This window comes from Streptomyces sp. NPDC056948 (assembly GCF_042674225.1).
GTDB classification, from domain to species: domain Bacteria; phylum Actinomycetota; class Actinomycetes; order Streptomycetales; family Streptomycetaceae; genus Streptomyces; species Streptomyces purpurascens.
Map to the genome: position 1 here is coordinate 1 of NZ_JBHUQX010000177.1, position 17,933 is coordinate 17,933.

At 70.4% G+C, this 17,933-nt stretch carries 17 protein-coding genes; 7 read left to right on the forward strand and 10 right to left on the reverse strand.

The window, feature by feature from the left end:
- Positions 1-4 precede the first annotated feature (4 nt).
- Complete coding sequence (locus ACFTZL_RS22900) at positions 5-160, reverse strand: hypothetical protein (protein WP_382585799.1); 156 nt, start codon at positions 158-160, stop codon at positions 5-7.
- Positions 161-242: 82 nt separating this feature from the next.
- Positions 243-1,238 (reverse strand): amino acid ABC transporter permease, encoded by a 996-nt coding sequence (locus ACFTZL_RS22905; RefSeq protein WP_382585802.1) that lies wholly within the window; start codon positions 1,236-1,238, stop codon positions 243-245.
- 542 nt (positions 1,239-1,780) lie between these two features.
- Between ACFTZL_RS22905 and ACFTZL_RS22910 the strand changes: the two genes are divergently transcribed.
- Genes ACFTZL_RS22910 through ACFTZL_RS22940 form a run of 7 tightly spaced genes read left to right on the forward strand, consistent with a single transcriptional unit; the run spans position 1,781 to position 8,262 of the window.
- Entirely contained in the window at positions 1,781-2,917 is a 1,137-nt protein-coding gene (locus ACFTZL_RS22910) for an LLM class flavin-dependent oxidoreductase (protein ID WP_382585805.1), read from the forward strand.
- A complete protein-coding gene (locus ACFTZL_RS22915; RefSeq protein WP_382585808.1) occupies positions 2,914-3,411 on the forward strand; it encodes a GNAT family N-acetyltransferase in 498 nt (165 codons plus the stop codon). The genes ACFTZL_RS22910 and ACFTZL_RS22915 overlap by 4 nt, the downstream gene beginning before the upstream one ends.
- Positions 3,408-4,364 (forward strand): ABC transporter substrate-binding protein, encoded by a 957-nt coding sequence (locus ACFTZL_RS22920; RefSeq protein ID WP_382585811.1) that lies wholly within the window; start codon positions 3,408-3,410, stop codon positions 4,362-4,364. Before ACFTZL_RS22915 ends, ACFTZL_RS22920 begins: the two co-directional genes overlap by 4 nt.
- Positions 4,365-4,368: 4 nt before the next feature.
- The gene (locus ACFTZL_RS22925) at positions 4,369-5,301 is read left to right on the forward strand and encodes an amino acid ABC transporter permease (RefSeq protein WP_382585814.1); all 933 of its coding nucleotides are present in this window, start codon (positions 4,369-4,371) and stop codon (positions 5,299-5,301) included.
- Positions 5,298-6,062, forward strand: a complete 765-nt coding sequence (locus ACFTZL_RS22930) for an amino acid ABC transporter ATP-binding protein (RefSeq protein ID WP_382585817.1) — start codon at positions 5,298-5,300, stop codon at positions 6,060-6,062. Before ACFTZL_RS22925 ends, ACFTZL_RS22930 begins: the two co-directional genes overlap by 4 nt.
- Before the next feature lie 34 nt (positions 6,063-6,096).
- Positions 6,097-7,080 carry an ABC transporter substrate-binding protein gene (locus ACFTZL_RS22935; RefSeq protein ID WP_382585820.1) on the forward strand — a complete coding sequence of 328 codons (984 nt, stop codon included), beginning with the start codon at positions 6,097-6,099 and terminating at the stop codon, positions 7,078-7,080.
- Positions 7,081-7,134: 54 nt separating this feature from the next.
- The gene (locus ACFTZL_RS22940; protein WP_382585823.1) at positions 7,135-8,262 is read left to right on the forward strand and encodes an LLM class flavin-dependent oxidoreductase; all 1,128 of its coding nucleotides are present in this window, start codon (positions 7,135-7,137) and stop codon (positions 8,260-8,262) included.
- Between the two features lie 54 nt (positions 8,263-8,316).
- Here ACFTZL_RS22940 and ACFTZL_RS22945 read toward each other — a convergent pair whose 3' ends face one another.
- The 8 genes from ACFTZL_RS22945 to ACFTZL_RS22980 all read right to left on the reverse strand — a co-directional run.
- Entirely contained in the window at positions 8,317-9,315 is a 999-nt protein-coding gene (locus ACFTZL_RS22945) for a sugar phosphate isomerase/epimerase family protein (protein WP_382585826.1), read from the reverse strand.
- Positions 9,316-9,341: 26 nt separating this feature from the next.
- Positions 9,342-10,538 (reverse strand): Gfo/Idh/MocA family protein, encoded by a 1,197-nt coding sequence (locus ACFTZL_RS22950; protein ID WP_382585829.1) that lies wholly within the window; start codon positions 10,536-10,538, stop codon positions 9,342-9,344.
- A gap of 28 nt (positions 10,539-10,566) precedes the next feature.
- Complete coding sequence (locus tag ACFTZL_RS22955) at positions 10,567-12,009, reverse strand: sugar porter family MFS transporter (RefSeq protein ID WP_382585832.1); 1,443 nt, start codon at positions 12,007-12,009, stop codon at positions 10,567-10,569.
- A gap of 38 nt (positions 12,010-12,047) precedes the next feature.
- Positions 12,048-13,538 carry a CoA-acylating methylmalonate-semialdehyde dehydrogenase gene (locus ACFTZL_RS22960; RefSeq protein ID WP_382585835.1) on the reverse strand — a complete coding sequence of 497 codons (1,491 nt, stop codon included), beginning with the start codon at positions 13,536-13,538 and terminating at the stop codon, positions 12,048-12,050.
- Positions 13,539-13,552: 14 nt separating this feature from the next.
- Positions 13,553-15,430, reverse strand: a complete 1,878-nt coding sequence (iolD, locus tag ACFTZL_RS22965) for a 3D-(3,5/4)-trihydroxycyclohexane-1,2-dione acylhydrolase (decyclizing) (protein WP_382585839.1) — start codon at positions 15,428-15,430, stop codon at positions 13,553-13,555.
- Positions 15,427-16,296, reverse strand: coding sequence for a 5-deoxy-glucuronate isomerase (gene iolB, locus ACFTZL_RS22970; protein ID WP_382585842.1), 870 nt, complete (start codon positions 16,294-16,296; stop codon positions 15,427-15,429). The genes iolD and iolB overlap by 4 nt, the downstream gene beginning before the upstream one ends.
- Entirely contained in the window at positions 16,293-17,165 is an 873-nt protein-coding gene (locus ACFTZL_RS22975) for an aldolase (RefSeq protein WP_382585845.1), read from the reverse strand. Before ACFTZL_RS22975 ends, iolB begins: the two co-directional genes overlap by 4 nt.
- A partial coding sequence (locus ACFTZL_RS22980; RefSeq protein ID WP_382585848.1) for a PfkB family carbohydrate kinase occupies positions 17,155-17,933 on the reverse strand: 779 nt, incomplete at its 5' end. The genes ACFTZL_RS22975 and ACFTZL_RS22980, both read right to left, overlap by 11 nt.

The window sequence follows — 17,933 nt, forward strand, 5'->3', positions numbered from 1 at the left end:
ACACCTAGTCGAACGGGGGCTTGCCTGCGTGGTCCCTGGCCACCGCGACCGTGGCCAGGTCGACCGCCGTCTCACGGGCCACGCGCAGCCAGTGCGCACGGCCGGGCCCGGTCGGCTCGGAGTCCGAGCCGGGGCCGGCCGGCGCAGGGGCTGGGCCCATGGCAGAGGTCTCCTCAACTTGTGTGGGGCATGCGTCATCCTGTGCAGCGGCCCGAGGCGCCGTCCATACTTTCCTAGTAATTCTATAGGGAATGTAGGGAACGGCGGTAGGCGGCCAGCCGGGCCCTCAGTCTCTGCACGGGCGTGGGCGGCAGAGCCCGCGCCGCGCCACGCGCATAGTGGCGCTCGACATAGAACTGCCCCACGCTGAGCACGGTGGTGACGGCGATGTACCAGAGCGTGGCGACCATCAGCAGCGGGATGACCTGGTAGGTCTGGTTGTAGACCAGTTGCGCCGAGTACAGCAGGTCGTGCACGGCCAGCACACTGACGATGCTCGTGCCCTTCAGGGTGCCGATCAGCATGTTGCCGGCAGTCGGCACGATGGAGCGCATCGCCTGCGGCACCACGATCCGGCGCAGGGTGCGCGCCCTGCCGATGCCGAGGGCCTGGGCCGCCTCCGTCTGGCCGGCGTCCACCGAGAGGATGCCGCCGCGCACCACCTCCGCGGCGTAGGCGGCCTCGTGCAGCGTCAGGCCGATGACGGCGGTGAGGGCCGGGCCGAGCAGGTTCACCGTCTTGACGGTGATGAACTGCGGGCCGAACGGGACGCCGAGTCCGAGCGTCGGGTAGAGGGCACCGATGTTGAACCAGAACAGCAGCTGCACCAGCAGCGGAGTGGACCGGAAGATCCACACGAAGCCCCAACTCAGCGTGGCCAGCACGGGGTTGTCGGACAACCGCATCACGGCCAGCGGAATACCGAGCAGGAAGCCGAGCACCATCACCACGCCGGTCAGCCACAGGGTGAGGAGCAGTCCGTCGAGCACGGCGCCACTGGTGAAGTAGAGGCCGACCACATCCCACTGGAAGGCGCGGTTGCGGACGACGGAGTTGACCACCATCGCGAAGAGCAGCAGCGCGACGGCCGCGGACAGCAGGCGGCCGACGCGCCGGCGCGGCACGATCCGTGGGAGACCGTCGTCGGGCCCTCGGCCCGGAACCCGGCCGGAGGATGCTGTCGGAGGCCCTGCGGACGCGGCAGGTGCGGAGTCGGTGAGATCAGGCGGCGAGACCATCGGAAGGATCTCCAGGGAGGGAGGCGCGGCATGGGTACGGGGCCGGAGTCCGGCTTGGGCGTCATCACGCTCGCCGCGTCCCTCAACGCGGTGCGCCCGATCGTATGGGGCCGACACACACAGGTGTCAACCACACACAGGAACCGCGCAACTCCCGTCCGGCATCCGAGCCGTGGTTGACGAAAAGCGAGATGTCCTGCTCAAGTAGTCGCATGAATGCCGGACAGCGCCTGGTCAGCCGGGTCCACATCGACTTCGGTCTGGTGTGGTCCGCGGCGTGTTGCGCCTGACGCGGCAGCGGGCCGTCTGACCGGCCCTTCCCTCCCTCGGTGTCCCCGTCGCGGGCCGAGTCTCTCTTCTGACACGCGCTGCCGTCGCCCCACCTCGCCCGGGACTCGTACCCCGGCGTCATCACACCTGTTCATCACCTGGTTCCCCACGCCCTGAGGCGCCGTCACACCCGGCCGCCCCGAGGGCGTGCCCCGCCGTGTCTCCATCCGAACTCGGCGTGGCTTCAGAGGACTTGAGGAAAGGCCTTACCCATGCCCGTGGAGTTCCTCGGCATCGCCGCCACCCACGACGGTTCCGAAACCACCCCGCGCTCCGGCGCCGCCTTCGACAAGGAGTACACGCTCCGGCTCGCCCGCGCGCACGAGGACCACGACTGGGACCGGGTGCTGTTCGCCTACGGCTCCGGATCGCCGGACCCGGCGCCGGCCGCCGCCTACATCGCGAGCAGGCTGGACCGGCTCCAGATCCTCCTCGCCCACCGGCCCAACGTCTCGTACCCGACGTTCGCCGCGAAGACCTTCGCCACCCTCGACCAGATCAGCGAGGGCCGGCTGACCGTGCACTTCATCACGGGCGGCAACGACCACGAACAGGGCCGTGAGGGCGACACCCTCACCAAGGACGAGCGCTACACCCGCACCCGCGAGTACATCCGGATCGTCAAGAAGATCTGGACCACGCACGAGCCCTTCGACCACGAGGGCGAGCACTACCGCTTCCACGACTTCGTCAGCGACGTCTTCCCGGTCCAGCAGCCGCGCCCGAACGTGTCCTTCGGCGGCTCGTCTCCCGCCGCGTACGCCGCCGGCGGTGCCGAGGCCGACGTCTACTGCCTCTGGGGCGAGCCCCTGGCGAAGACCGCCGAGCAGATCGAGACGGTGAAGGCGGCGGCGAAGGCGGCGGGCCGCTCCGACGTGCCGCGCATCCAGGTGGCCTTCCGCCCGATCATCGCCCCGACCGAGGAACTGGCCTGGGAGAAGGCCCATCGCACGGTCGGTGCGATCAAGGCCCGCAAGGAGCGGGGCGAGGCGATCACCAAGCGCCACAACGGACTGGCGCAACCGCAGAACACCGGCTCGCAGCGGCTGATCGCCATCGCCGAGGCGGGGGAGCGCTACGACCGTGCCCTGTGGACCCCGACGGCCGCCGCGACCGGCGGCGCGGGCAACTCCAACGCCCTGGTCGGCACCCCGGAGACGGTCGCCCAGGCCCTCCTGGACTACTACGACCTCGGCGTCGACATCCTCTCCGCCCGCGGCTACGACCTGCTGGGCGACGCCATCGACTTCGGACGGCACGTGATCCCCATCGTCCGCGAGGAGGTCGCCAAGCGCGACGCCGAGCGTGCGGCCCGCGGGACACAGACCCTCACAGCGGTGAACGGATGACCTCCGCACCGGAACTGACGTCCCTTCACGTTCCCGTCTCCGATCCCCGCGTCGAGCCACTCCTGCGCGAACTCGGCCATGAGTACTCCAGACGCTACGGCGGGGACGCGCACGCCGAGATGGCCCGCTATCCCGACGAGGAGTTCACCGAACCGCACGGCGGTCTGCTCCTGCTGCTCCTGGAGCGCGGCGAGCCTGTCGCGGGCGGCGCCTTCCGCCGGTACGACGCGACCACGGCCGAGCTGAAGAGGATCTGGAGCCACTCCGCCCACCGGCGGCGCGGACTGGCCCGGCGTGTCGTCGCCGAGCTGGAGCACGAGGCGGCCGTCCGCGGCTACCGCCGGATCTACCTCACCACCGGCCCACGCCAGCCCGAGGCCCGCGGCCTGTACCTGGCCACCGGCTACACCCCCCTGTTCGACACCGAGGCCGACCCGGAGACCATCGGCCCGCTGCCGTTCGAGAAACACCTCGGAGAGGCCCCCAAGCCGTGAACATCCGCCTGATCAGAACCCATCTGCGCGGCGCCGCCGCCCTCGTCGTGCTGCCCGTCCTGGCGCTGACCGCCTGCGGCTCCGGCGGCACCCCCGGCACCAGTCCGGCGGGCGCCCAGGCGTCCCCCGCACCGAGTGACGACCCGGTCGCCGCCGTACGCAAGGTGGACTCCGTCGCCGCCCTGCTGCCCGCCGACGTCCGCAAGGCGGGCACCCTGCGCATCGGCAGCTCCGTCGGGTTCCCGCCCGGGGCCTACTACCCGAACGGCCCCGGCAAGGCCCCCGCGGGCCAGGACATCGACATCGCCGACGCGGTGGCCAAGGTCCTCGGCGTGAAACCGGCACGGCAGGACGCCTCCTTCGAGACGATCCTGCCCGCCCTCGGCAGCGGCAAGTACGACGTCGGCACCGGCAACTTCGGTGTCACCACCCAGCGCCTGAAGACCGTCGACTTCGTCACCTACATCAACGACGGCCAGGGCTTCGCCGTGAAGAAGGGCAACACCACACTCAAGAAGAAGGTCACCGACCTGAAGCAGCTGTGCGGGCTGACCATCGGCACCGGCGCCGGCACCACCTTCGAGACGACCCTCACCGCGCAGAAGGACATCTGCGCGAAGGCCGGCAAGAAGCCGTACGAGGTGAAGGTCTACTCGGAGAACGGCGCCACGCTCACCGCGCTCCAGCAGGGCCGCATCGACGTGATCATGTCGACGATCAACGGCCTGCGCTACCAGGCGGCCCAGCCCGCCGCGCAGACCACCTTCCTCGGCGAGTACCACCGCCTCGACGTCGGCTTCGCCTTCCGGAAGAACTCCCCGCTCACCAAGGCCTTCCAGGCCGCCGTCGATGAACTGATCAAGGACGGCACGTACGCCCGGATCCTCAAGAAGTGGGGTACCTCCGCCTCCGCGATCGACGCGTCGCAGATCAACCCGCCCGAGCACAGGTGACCCCATGAGCAGCGACACCATCACAGAACCGGCCCCGAGGCTGGTCGAAGACCCGGCCGAACTGAAGGTCGTCCCCACCCGCCACTACGCCCGCTGGGCCGCCGGCGCCGCCGTGATCGTACTGATCGCCCAGTTCGTCCACGGCCTGGCCACGAACCCCGTCTGGGAGTGGAACGTCTTCCGCGACTACGTCTTCTCGGAGACGATCGTCCAGGCGGTGTGGGTGACCCTCCAGCTCACCGCCTACGCCACCGTCCTCGGCTTCCTCCTCGGCACCGTGATCGCCTTCATGCGGCTGTCGCGCAGCCCGCTGCTCTCGACCGTCGCCTGGACCTACATCTGGATCTTCCGCTCGATCCCGATGATCGTCCAGCTTGTGTTCTGGTTCAACCTCAGCGCCCTGTACAAGGACCTGGGCCTCGGTATCCCCTTCGGCCCGGTGTTCTGGTCCGTCGACAGCAACACCCTCATCGGCACCATCGGCGCCGCCGTCATCGGGCTGACCCTGCATCAGGCGGCCTACGCGGCCGAGATCGTCCGCGGCGGCGTCCTCGCCGTCGACCAGGGACAGCTCGAAGCAGCCGCCGCGCTGGGCATCCCCCGGCTGCGGCAGATCCGCCGTATCGTCCTGCCGCAGGCCATGCGCGCCATCCTGCCCACCGCGGGCAACGAGATCATCGGCCTGCTCAAAGGCACCTCGGTGGTCTACGTGATGTCCATCGGCGAGCTCTTCTACCAGGTGCAGGTGATCTACGGCCGCAACGGCCGGGTGATCCCGCTGCTGCTGGTCGCCACCGCCTGGTACGTCGTCCTGACCTCCCTGCTGTCGGTCGCCCAGTACTACATCGAGCGCCGCTACGCCCGGGGCGCCGACCGCACCCCGCCGCCCACCCCGTTCCAGCGCGCCCGGCGCTTCGTGACGAAGGAGAGCTCATGAATGCCGTCATGGTCGACGTCCACGGCGTCCACAAGAGCTTCGGCGCCCTGGAGGTGCTGCGCGGTGTCGACCTGGAGGTCCGCGCCGGCGAGGTCACCGTGATCCTCGGCCCGTCCGGCTCCGGCAAGTCCACGCTGCTGCGCACCATCAACCACCTGGAGAAGGTCAACCGCGGCTGGGTCAGCATCGACGGCGAGCTCATCGGCTACCGCCGCTCGGGCAGCAAGCTGCACGAGCTGAAGGAGAAGGACGTTCTGAAGCAGCGGACCAACATCGGGTTCGTCTTCCAGAACTTCAACCTCTTCCCGCACCTGACCGTGCTGGAGAACCTCGTCGAAGCCCCCGTCTCCGCGCTCCGCCGCCCGCGCAAGGAGGCGGAGGAGACCGCCCGCCGGCTGCTGGAGCGGGTCGGCCTCGCCGACAAGACCGATGCCTACCCACGGCAGTTGTCCGGCGGACAGCAGCAGCGCGTCGCCATCGCCCGCGCACTCGCCCTCGAACCCAAGGTGCTGCTCTTCGACGAGCCCACCTCGGCGCTCGACCCCGAACTGGTCGGCGAGGTCCTCGACGTCATCAAGGACCTCGGCCGCACCGGCACCACCATGATCGTCGTGACGCACGAGATCGGCTTCGCCCGCGAGGTCGCCGACACGGTGGTCTTCATGGACGGCGGAGTCGTCGTGGAGCAGGGCCCGCCCTCGGCCGTCCTCGACGCCCCGCAGCACGAGCGCACCCGCGCTTTTCTCTCCAAGGTCCTGTGACCACCCACCCGTTACACACGCAAGGAGCACCACCGTGGCCACCCTCGCCGCCCGCCGCACCACCGCGGCAACGCTCGGACTCGCCATCGCCCTCGTCCTCGCCGGCTGCGCCAACCCCACCGACGGCGGCACCACCGAGGTCGCGGCCAAGTCCGGCAGCAAGACGAAGATCAACATCAGCCCCGACCAGAAGCGCGTCACGACCGGAAAGGTCGACTCCATAGCGGCGGAAGTCCCGGAGAAGATCCGCAAGAGAGGCACCCTGGAACTCGTCTCCTCGTCCGGCTCCGCCGCGCCGCTGACCTTCTACGCCACCGACAACAAGACCGTCATCGGTGTCGAGCCCGACCTCGCCCACCTGGTCGCGAACGTGCTCGGCCTCAAGCCCCACATCAACACCGTGTCGTGGGAGAACATCTTCGTCGGCCTCGACAGCGCCAAGTACGACGCGGGCCTCAGCAACATCACCGTCACCGAGGAACGCAAGGAGAAGTACGACTTCGCCCCCTACCGCGAGGACAACCTGGGGTTCGCGGCGAGGAAGGGCAGCGGCCTGAAGATCACCGGGCCGAAGGACGTGGCGGGCAAGACCGTCGCCGTGAGCAGCGGCACCAACCAGGAGAAGCTGCTGGTCGAGTGGTCGGCACAGAACAAGAAGGCCGGCCGCGAGCCGGTGGACATCAAGTACTACCAGAACGAGAGCGACACCTACCTCGCTCTCCAGTCCGGCCGGATCGACCTCTACCTCGGCCCCAACCCGACCGCCGCCTACCACGCGGCCACCAGCGGGAGGACGGAGGTCGTCGGCACCTACTCCGGGGCCGGCGCGGGCCTCCAGGGCCTCATCGCGGCCACCACCAAGAAGAACAGCGGACTCGCCAAGCCCCTCGCCGACGCGATCAACCACATCATCGACAACGGCACCTACGCGAAGGTGCTGAAGCGCTGGGGCCTGTCAGACGAGGCCGTGACCAGGTCGGAGATCAACCCGCCCGGCCTGCCGAAGGACGGCAGCTAGCCGTCTCGTCCCGAGACCGTCCGCGACCACCAGACCGCTGAGGAGCACCCGACCATGTCCGGCATCCCTCTCGGGGTCCTCGACCTCGTCCCGATCCCGTCCGGCTCCACCGCCGCCGGGGCGCTGCGGAACACCATCGACCTCGCCCGGCAGAGCGAGCAGTTCGGCTACAGCCGCTACTGGTTCGCCGAGCACCACCTCAACCCGGGCGTGGCCGGGACCTCACCCGCCGTCGTACTGGCCCTGACCGCCTCCGCGACCTCCACGATCAGGATCGGCTCCGGGGCCGTGCAACTCGGCCACCGCACCGCCCTGTCCACCGTCGAGGAGTTCGGCCTCATCGACGCCCTGCACCCGGGGCGACTCGACCTGGGCCTCGGCCGCTCCGGCGGCCGACCCCCCGGGCAGACGGCGGAAGCCCGCCCGACCACGACGCCGGTCGTCGACGGACGCACCCCGGGCGGCCTGAAGATCCCGCCCCGGTTCTCCTTCGAGCACCTGCGCGGTTCACCGCGCCTCCAGCTCCAGCAGCGGTTGTTGCAGCAGCCGGGCGCCGGCCACCAGGACTACGGCGAACAGGTCGACGACATCCTCGCGCTGCTGCGCGGCGACTACCGTTCGCCGGACGGCCTCGAAGCACACGCCGTCCCCGGCGAGGGCGCCGACCTGCAGGTCTGGATCCTCGGCAGCAGCGGCGGGGAGAGCGCCGACGTGGCGGGCCGCAACGGCCTGCGCTTCGCGGCCAATTACCACGTCAGTCCGGCCACCGTGCTGGAGGCGGCCGAGGGCTATCGGGCCGCGTTCCAGCCGTGCGACGCTCTCGACAAGCCCTTCGTCAGCGTCTCCGCCGATGTCGTCGTCGCCGAGGACGACGAGAGGGCCCGCGAACTGGCCGCCGGCTACGGCCCGTGGGTGCGCAGCATCCGTACCGCCGAGGGCGCGATCCCCTTCCCGACCCCCGAGCAGGCTCGCGCCCACGCCTGGACGGAGCAGGACCGGGCCCTGGTCGCCGACCGTGTCGACACCCAGTTCGTCGGCTCGCCGGGGCGCGTCGCCGACCAGCTCGAACAACTTCAGGAGGCCACCGGCGCCGACGAGCTGATCATCACCACCATCACGCACGACCACACCGACCGCGTGCGTTCCTACCGACTCCTCGCGGAGGAATGGCAACGCCGGTGAGCCGGTCGCGACCCGGCCCCGTCCTTGAGGAACGGGGCCGGGCGCGAACCTGTGTCACAGCGCGGCCGCGGCGCCGTGCAGGCTCTTCGCGGCCAGGGCCAGGCCCTCGGTCTGCGAGTAGGCGGCGTCCTCGTGCTCGATGTTCACCGCCATGTCCGGGTCGACCTCGGCGAGGGCGCGCAGGAACTCCGTCCAGTAGGCCACGTCGTGTCCCTCACCGACGGCGACGAACTTCCACGCCGGGTTCTCCGGCCAGGCGTTGCACCAGAACCCGTAGCCGGTGGGCACCTTGCCGGGCGCGTCGGCCGGCACGCGGGCGAACGACGTGTCCAGCACACCGCGGATGTCGGCACCCGGGCAGAGCGTGGCGTCCTTCGCGGCGGCGTGGAACACCAGCGGGCCCAGCCACTTGATGCAGGCGACGACGTCCATGCCCTGCCACATCAGGTGCGAGGGGTCCATCTCGGCGCCGACGTTCGTCAGGCCGCCCTCGTCGACGAGGCGCTTGAGGGTGACCGGGGAGAACACCACGTTGTGCGGGTGCATCTCGATGGCGACCCGGACCTCGTGCTCCCGGGCCAGCGCGTCGATCTCCTTCCAGAACTCGACGGCCACGCCCCACTGGTAGTCCAGGACGTCCATGTAGACGCCGTCCCACGGGTTCACGACCCAGGAGGGGTACTTCGCGTCCGGGTCGGAGCCCGGGGTGCCGGACATGGTGACGACGTGCTTCACACCGAGCAGACCGGCCAGACGGATGGTGCGGCGCAGGTCGTCGGCGTGCTTCGGGCCGACGCCCGGCAGCGGGTTGAGCGGATTGCCGTTGCAGTTCAGCCCGGTCAGTTCCATCCCGCGGTCGGCGAACGTCGCCAGGTACTCCTCGCGCGCGGTGGCCGAGGACAGCAGCAGGTCCACCGGGCAGTGCGGGGCGGGAATGAAGCCACCGGTGTTGACCTCGACCGACGTCAGCCCGTTCTCCTTCAGGATGTCGAGGGCCTCGGTGAGGGTCCGGTCGTGCAGGCAGGCGGTGTACGCGCCGAGCTTGAGGGCCATGGTTCGTGCTCCTTGGATACGAGTGGTCAGGCGGCGGGCGGAACGTCGACGGCGGTGCCGCCGAGACGGGAGGACTCGACGACGGCCCGGATGATCTCCATGGTCCGCAGCGCGTCGGCGAACGTGGCGCAGGCCGGCAGCGGCTCGGAGACCCCGGCGACCTGGTCGAGGAAGGCCCGGGCCTGGTAGGTGAAGTTGTCGGCGTTGCTGGCGCCCACGCCCGGCGCCTCCATCGGGACACCGCCCGCGAAGTACGGCAGGTTCGGGCCGGCGATGATGTGCCGCGCGCCCCGGGTACGGGCGTCGGGCTGGGCATCGTCGAAGAGGTACTCGGCGGGCCGGTGCTGGTCGAACGCGGCCCGGCCGCCCACGCCCAGGACGTCGAAGGCGAGCCCGTTGGGCAGCCCGAACGCGGTGCGGGACACCGAGAAGGTGCCGACGAGGCCCGACTCGAAGCGGGCGGTGAAGGACGCGGTGTCCTCGTTCTCGACCTCGCCGAGCTCGTCGGAGACGGGCGCCGCGTTGTGCCCGACGACCGCGCCCAGCGGCAGGGGCCGCTTGGGGATCTGCGTCGACAGCGTGGCACCGGAGACCGAGACGATGGGCCCGGCCACGTACTCGGCCGCGTCGATGACATGCGAACCGACGTCACCGAGCGCACCGGAACCCGGTCCGCCCTTGAACCGCCAGCTCAGCGGCCCCTTGGCGTCGGTGGCGTAGTCGCACCAGTAGCGGCCGCTGAACAGCGTCAGGTCGCCCAGCTCACCCCGCAGCACGTGGTCGCGGATCGCGGCGATACCGGGGGAGCGGCGGAAGGTGTAACCGACCGCCGTCACGACCTCGGCGCTTCGCTCCAACTCGGCCATCGCACGGGCGTCTTGAAGCGATCCGGCCAGCGGCTTCTCGCACAGCACGTGCTTGCCGGCGGCCACCAGCGCCTCCGCGATGGGCCGGTGCAGATCGTTGCCGACGACGATGCTGACGGCGTCGATCGTCGGGTCCTCGGCGACGGCCTCCCAGCTCGGGAGGGCCTTGTCGTAGCCGTAGCGGCGGGCGGCGTCCTCGCCGAGCGCGGCGTTGGCGTCGGCGATCGCGGCCAGACGGATGGGCGGCAGACCCGCGCCGTAGACCGTGTTGACGTTGCGGTATCCGGCGGCATGGCTGCGGCCGGCCATGCCGGCCCCGATCACCGCGACGGAGAGGGGCTTGCTGGACGTGGTCATGGCGGTGCCTTTCACGAAGGAGGGATGATCAGGTGGCGTACTGACGGCGGAAGTGGGACTCGATGGCCTCCATCGAGCGGCCCCGGGTCTCGGGAACGGTGCGCACGTAGTAGGCCAAGGTGACGGCGTTGATCGCGGCGAAGATCAGGAACGTGACGCCGCCGATCGCGTCGATCAACGGCGGGAACGCCAGCGTGACCACGAAGTTGGCCATCCAGGTGCCGAAGACGGCCGTGCCCATCGCGAAGCCGCGCAGCCGCAGCGGGAAGATCTCCGCGAGCATCAGCCAGAACACCGTCGCGATGCAGCCCTGCATGAACAGCAGGAAGGTCAGCATGGACGCCAGCACGAGGTAGCTGCGGGCGGTCGACTCGGGCAGGACCAGGAAGCAGAAGGCGATCAGCAGCAGCGAGACGGTGACGCCGACCTGCCCGGTCAGCAGCATCGGGCGCCGGCCGTAGCGGCCGAGCAGCCACATGCCGGTCGACACGGCGAGGACCGCCACGACGCCGTTCGCGATGGTCGCCGTGAGGGCGGCCTGTGTGCCGAGCCCCGTGTCCAGCAGGATCGTCGGCGCGAAGTACATGATCGAGTTGACGCCGGTGAGCTGTGTCAGCGCGGCAAGACCGAAACCGAAGATCACGATGCGCCGCACCCACGGCGTGCTCAGATCCCGCCAACCCGCCCGCGGCTCATGGGCGTCGGCGGTGACCCGGCGCTTGATCTCGTCGAACTCGGCGTCGACCATATGCGCGTCCCGGATGCGGCTCAAGGTGCGGGCGGCGTCGTCGAACCGGCCGCGCGAGGCCAGCCACCGCGGCGACTCGGGCACGAACAGCATCCCGAACCACAGCAGCACGGCCGGGACCGTGGCGATCGCGAGCATCCAGCGCCACACACCGCCCTCGCCCACGGTCTCGGCCATGACCGCGTTCGAGGTGTAGGCCAGCAGCTGACCGGTCACGATCATCAGCTCGTTCTGCGTGACGAGCCGGCCGCGGCGCTCGGCCGGGGCCAGTTCGGCGATGAACACCGGAACCGTCGCGGACGCGCCGCCCACGGCGAGCCCGAGCAGCACCCGGAACAGCACCATCACCACGAGATCGGGTGCGAGCGCCGTGCCCAGCGCGCCGACGAAGAACAGCACCGCGAGCCCGAGAATCGTCCTCTTGCGGCCGTAACGGTCACACAGCCGGCCCCCGAACAGGGCCCCGAACGCCGCGCCGAGCACGAGGGACGACGCGACGATCCCCTCGGTCAGCGGCGTCAGCCCGAGCCCGCCCTCCTCCGGCGAGAGAGCCATGAAGGGCAGCGCGCCGGAGATGACGCCGGTGTCGTAGCCGAAGAGAAGCCCGCCGAACGTGGCGATGACGGTGATGAAGCGCAGCCGTCGGTAGACCTCCGGCGAGGTGCGGTCGCTGGCGGTGGTGCTTGGTGCGGGGGCCTGGGGCGTGTCGTCCGTGACGTCCATGGCCACCTCCTGCCGTCGATGTGTCGTGTGTGGGGGGATCAGCTCGAGGTCGGGAAGTTGAACCCGGCGGCGGCCTGTTGTGCGGTCCGGGGCCAGCGGGTGGTGACGACCTTGGGCCGGGTGTAGAAGCGGATGCCTTCGGGACCGTGGATGGGGGAGTCGCCGATGAGGGAGTCCTTCCAGCCGCCGAAGGAGTAGTAGGACATCGGCACGGGCACGGGGACGTTGACGCCGATCATGCCGACGTCGACGTTGCGCTGGAATCGGCGGGCCGCTTCGCCGGAGGCGGTGAAGAGGGCGGTGCCGTTGCCGTAGGGGTTGGCGTTGATGAGGCCGATCGCCTGGTCGAGCGACTCGGCACGGACGATGGCGAGGACCGGGCCGAACAGCTCCTCCTTGTAGGCGTCCATCTCGGCGGTGACATGGTCGAGGAGGGACGGACCCGTGAAGAAGCCCTCCTCGTGACCTTCGACCTTGAGGCCCCGGCCGTCCACGACGACCGTCGCTCCCTGCGCGGCCGCGGTGGCGACGGCGTTCTCGACGCGCTCCTGGGCGGCTTTGGTGACCAGCGGGCCCATGTCGGTGCCGGGGGTGTCCCCGGGGCCGACCCTGATTTCGCGGGCCTTGCGCTCCAGCACCTGGACCAGTCCGTCGGCGGCGTCACCGACGGCGACGGCGACCGACACGGCCATGCAGCGTTCTCCGGCGGAGCCGTAGGCGCCGGCGGTGATGTGGTTGGCCGCGTACTCGAGGTCGGCGTCGGGCAGGACGACGGCATGGTTCTTGGCGCCGCCGAGAGCTTGGACGCGCTTGCCATGGGCGGTGGCCGTCTCGTGGACGTACTTGGCGATGGGGGTGGAGCCGACGAAGGAGACGGCCCTGATGCCGGGGTGGGTCAGGATCGCGTCGACCGCGTCCTTGCCGCCGTGGACGACGTTGAAGACGCCGTCGGGGAGACCCGCCTTCTTGTAGAGCCGGGCGACGAAGTTCGCGGCGGAGGGGTCGCGTTCGCTCGGCTTGAGGATGAAGGCGTTGCCGGTGGCGATGGCGATGGGGTGCATCCACAGCGGCACCATGGCGGGGAAGTTGAAGGGGGTGATGCCGGCGACGACGCCGAGGGGCCGGCGGAAGTTGTGGACGTCGACGCCGCGGGAGACCTGGTCGGAGAAGCCGCCCTTGAGGACGTCACCGAGGCCGCAGGCGAACTCGACGACCTCACGGCCGCGGACGATCTCGCCGCGCGCGTCGTCGACGGTCTTGCCGTGCTCGGCGGAGATGATCCGGCCGAGTTCCTCCTCGTGGTCGAGGAGGAGCTGGCGGAAGGCGAACATGACCTGAGTGCGCTGGGTGAGGGAGGACTCCGACCAGGTGTCGAAGGCGCGGCTCGCGGCGGCGACCGCCGTGTCCACGTCGGAGGCGCCACCGAGGACGACCCGGGCTTGCTCGGCGCCCGTGGCGGGGTTGAACACCGGGGCGGTGTCCTCGCCGGTGGCGGGTGCTCCGTCGATCCAGTGGGGGATGGTTGTCACGTGAGGGTTCCTTCTCAGAGGTAGTGCCGTTGGGTGCTCTTGTGGGCGGCGTAGGTGTCGTAGGCGGTGCGGGTGGAGTCGAGGGCGGAGATTTGGCTCACGGGGACGTCCCACCAGCCGTGGCCTGGCGGGTTCGGCCCGTACAGGTCGGTCTCGACGTGGACGACGGTGGTGCGGGTGGCGGCCCTGGCCTTGTCCATCGCCGCGCGGAACTCCACGACGGAGGCGGCGTGCAGGACGTCGGCGCCGAGACTCGACGCGTTGGCCGCGAGGTCGACGGGCAGGACATCGCCGTCGAGGAGGCCGGAATCACCGTCGCGGTAGCGGTACTTGGTGCCGAAGCGCTGTGAGCCGAGGGATTCGGAGAGGGCGCCGATGGAGGCGAAGCCGTGGTTCTGGACCAGGACGACGATGACCTTGAGGCCTTCGGAGACCATGGTGACGATCTCCTGGGCCATCATCAGATAGGAGCCGTCGCCGACGAGAACGACGACCTCGCGTGACGGGTCGGCCATCTTGGCGCCGAGGCCGGCGGCGACTTCGTAGCCCATGCAGGAGTAGGCGTACTCGACGTGGTAGGCCTTGGGATCCCGGGCCCGCCACAGTTGCTGGAGGTCGCCCGGCATGGAACCGGCCGCGTTGATGACCACATCACGGTCGCCGAGCACCTGGTTGAGCGCGCCGAGGATCTCGGTCTGCGCGGGCAGCGGCCCGTGCCCCCGGTCGAAGCACTCGTCCTCGATCTCCCGGGTACGGGCGATGAGGTGACGGGTGCGCTCGCGGTACGCCGGCTCCACCTCCCAGTCCGTGAGCGCTCCGGCCAGTGCCTGGATCCCGAGCCGGGCGTCCGCGACGACCGGTTCGGCGGAGTGCTTGACGGCGTCCAGGCGGGCGACGTTGAGGTTGACGAAGGTGACGTCGGGGTTGGCGAAGACGGTGTGGCTGGCGGTGGTGAAGTCGGAGTACCGGGTGCCGATGCCCAGGACGACGTCCGCGTCCTTGGCCAGCTCGTTCGCGGCGTAGGAGCCGGTGGAGCCGATACCGCCCGCCGCGCAGGGGTGATCCCAGGGCACCGCGCCCTTGCCGGCGTGGGTGTCCGCGACCGGGATGCCGGTGGCTTCGGCGAAGGCCCGGAGCTGGGTCTCGGCGCCGGAGTAGACGGCTCCGCCGCCCGCGACGATCAGGGGCTTCCTCGCGTTGCGGAGCAGACGGGCGGCGCGCTCGACGGCGGCCGGCTCCGGGACCGGGCGGCCCAGGTGCCAGACGCGGCGGCGGAAGAAGTCGACCGGCCAGTCGTGGGCTTCGGCCTGCACGTCCTGCGGCAGGGCGAGGGTGACGGCTCCGGTCTCGACCGGGTCGGTGAGCACGCGCATGGCGGCCAGCGCGGCGGGGATGAGCTGCTCGGGCCGGGAGACGCGGTCGAAGTACTTGGACACGGCCCGGAAGGCGTCGTTGACGGTGACGTCTCCGCCCCGGCTGTCCTCCAGTTGCTGGAGCACCGGGTCGGCGGCGCGGGTGGCGAACATGTCGGAGGGCAGGAGCAGGACCGGGATGCGGTTGGTGGTGGCGAGGGCCGCACCGGTGATCATGTTGGTGGAGCCGGGGCCGGTGGAGGCGGTGCAGGCGAAGGTGGCCAGCCGGTCGCGCATCTTGGCGTACGCCACCGAAGCGTGGACCATGCCCTGCTCGTTGCGGGCGAGGTAGTAGGGGAGGTCCGCTTCTCGCGTGGCGGCTGCCTGGAGCAGGGCCTGCCCGATGCCGGCGACGTTGCCGTGGCCGAAGATGCCCCACACGCCGGGGATCAACCGCTGTTCCTGGCCGTCGCGTTCGCTGTACTGGTGGGCGAGGAAGCGCACCAGGGCCTGGGCGGTGGTCAGTCGTACGGTGTTCATCGGTTCTCTCCGAAGGGCAGCCGGTCGTCGACGTCCTGGGCGTCCCAGGTGGCGCGCACCCAGCCGTGGGCGGGGTCGTCGCAGATCAGCCAGGCGCGGTCCTGGCCGGGGCCGGCCATGACGTTGAGGTAGTAGAGGTCGTAGCCGGGCGCGGCGATGGAGGGGCCGTGCCAGCCGTGCGGGATGAGAACGGTGTCGCCCGAGCGGATCTCGGCCAGGACATCGATGGGCCGGTCCGGCGTGCCGTACACCCGCTGAAAGCCGAAGGCGTCTTCGCCGCCGGACACCTCGAAGTGGTAGATCTCCTCCAGCTCCGACTCCTCGCCCGGACGGGCCTCGTCGTGCTTGTGCGGCGGGTAGGAGGACCAGTTGCCGCCGGGCGTGAGCACCTCGCACACCAGTAGTTGCCCGGCGTCGAAGGTGCCGGGCAGGCAGTAGTTGTTGACCTGTCGCGAGCACGCACCGGCGCCCCGCAGTTCGACGGGCACGTCCTCCTTGCGCCCGTACCGAGCCGAGTGACCTCCCCGCTCGGTACGGGCGGAGGGCAGCGCGAACCTTCCCCCGGATGCGCTGCTGATCCGGGCCTCCGACTCGCGCGGGAGGTACGCGAAGTCGGTGACCGAGGCGAACACGCCTGTCCGGCCGGTGAGTTCGAAGGCCCTGCCGTCCGTGGTGACGGTGCAGGAGCCCGTCATCGGCAGGACCAGGAACTCGGAGTCCCCGGTGGACAGGGTGTGCGCCTCGCCCGGCTCCAGGGTCAGGATCCTGAGCCCGGTATGGCCCCAGCCCGCCGACTCCGGCGTGACCAGGAGGTCGTAGGGGCCTGCTGCCGAAGTCCCCGCAGGCAGGTGGTACTTGTCGCTCACAGGAGGCTCACCGCCCGGTCCACGGCACCGGCGACATCGCCGTTGGAGGGATAGAGCAGGGAGCGGCCCACGACCAGGCCCTGCGCGGTGGGCCGCTTGAGCGCCTTGCCCCAGGACGCGAAGGCCGCGTCGGCGTCTTTGACCTCGCCGCCCAGCAGCAGCGCCGGCAGTGTCGAGGAGGCGAGGACGCGCTCCATGCCGTCGACGACCGGCAGCTTCAGCCATGTGTAGGCGGTACGCCGGCCGAGCCCCGAGGCGATGGTCACCGACTTGATCACCGCGTCGGTCGACAGGTCGTTGCGGATCCTCCCGTCCTGCCACTCCGACATGAACGGCTCGACCATCGCGATGAGCTGACGGTCATTGAGCTCGTTCACCGCACGCGCGGTGTTCTCCAGGACGGACGGCGTCGCCGGGTCGGACAGCGCGATCCGGGTGAGCATCTTGCCGCCGTCGAAGCCCATCGCGGCGACCGTCTCGGCGTCGTACCCGGTGAACCGGTCGTCGATCTCGAAGACCGACCCGGCGAGCCCGGCCCGGTTCATCGACCCGAAGACGCTCTTGCCGTCCAGCACCCCGAGCAGCAGCAGGTCTTCCAGGATGTCGGCGGTGCCCAGGACCCCGGTCACCCCCGGCCGTTCGAGAGCCACGCACAGCCGGTCCAGCAGCTCGAAGCGATCCGCCATGGCGTTCGCGTCGCCGCCCACTCCGTTGGCACCCCGCGCCGGATGGTCGGCGGCGATGATCATCGCCTTGCCGTGCTCACCGAGCAGCGAGGCGGCCTTCACCCGCCGCACGGCCGCCGCCGAAACCGCCCCGGGATCGTTCACCCGGGCGTCGACGATGCGGGAGATCTTCTCAGACGGCATGGCTCACCTCGCGCAGCTTGGCGTCGACCTCGGTCTCCGTCGGCATCGCGTCGGAGCACGACAACCGCCCGGCCACGATCGCGCCGGCGGCGTTGGCGAACGACACCGTCCGCCGGGTGTCCCAGCCGGACAGCAGCCCGTGACACAGCGCGCCCCCGAACGCGTCGCCCGCACCAAGGCCGTTGACCACGTCCACGGGGACGGGCGGAATCTCGGCGACCGAGCCATCACGGTCCATGGCCAGCACCCCCTTGGGGCCCTGCTTGACCACCGCCAACTCCACACCGGCCGCGAGCAGCGCCTTCGCGGCGGCGTACGGCTCACGCTCGCCCGTGGCCACCTCGCACTCGTCGAGATTGCCGACGGCCACCGTGGTGTGGCGCAGCGCCTCGGCGTAACCGGCCCGCGCCCGGGCGGGGTCGGCCCAGAACATCGGCCGCCAGTCCAGGTCGAACACCGTCGTCCCGGCCTTGGCCCGGTGCGCCAGCGCGGCCAGCGTCGCAGCCCGGCTGGGCTCCTCGCTCAGCCCCGTCCCGGTGACCCAGAAGACGCGCGCCTCGCGCACGGCTCCCAGATCCAGCTCATCCGCCTGAAGGTCCAGGTCCGGGGCCTTGGGCAGCCGGTAGAAGTACAACGGGAAGTCGTCCGGCGGGAAGATCTCGCAGAACGTCACCGGCGTCGGCGCGATCCCCGACACCCCCACGAAGCGGCTGTCGACCCCGTACCCCTCCAGCGCCGTCCGCACGAAGTCACCGAACGGATCCCGCC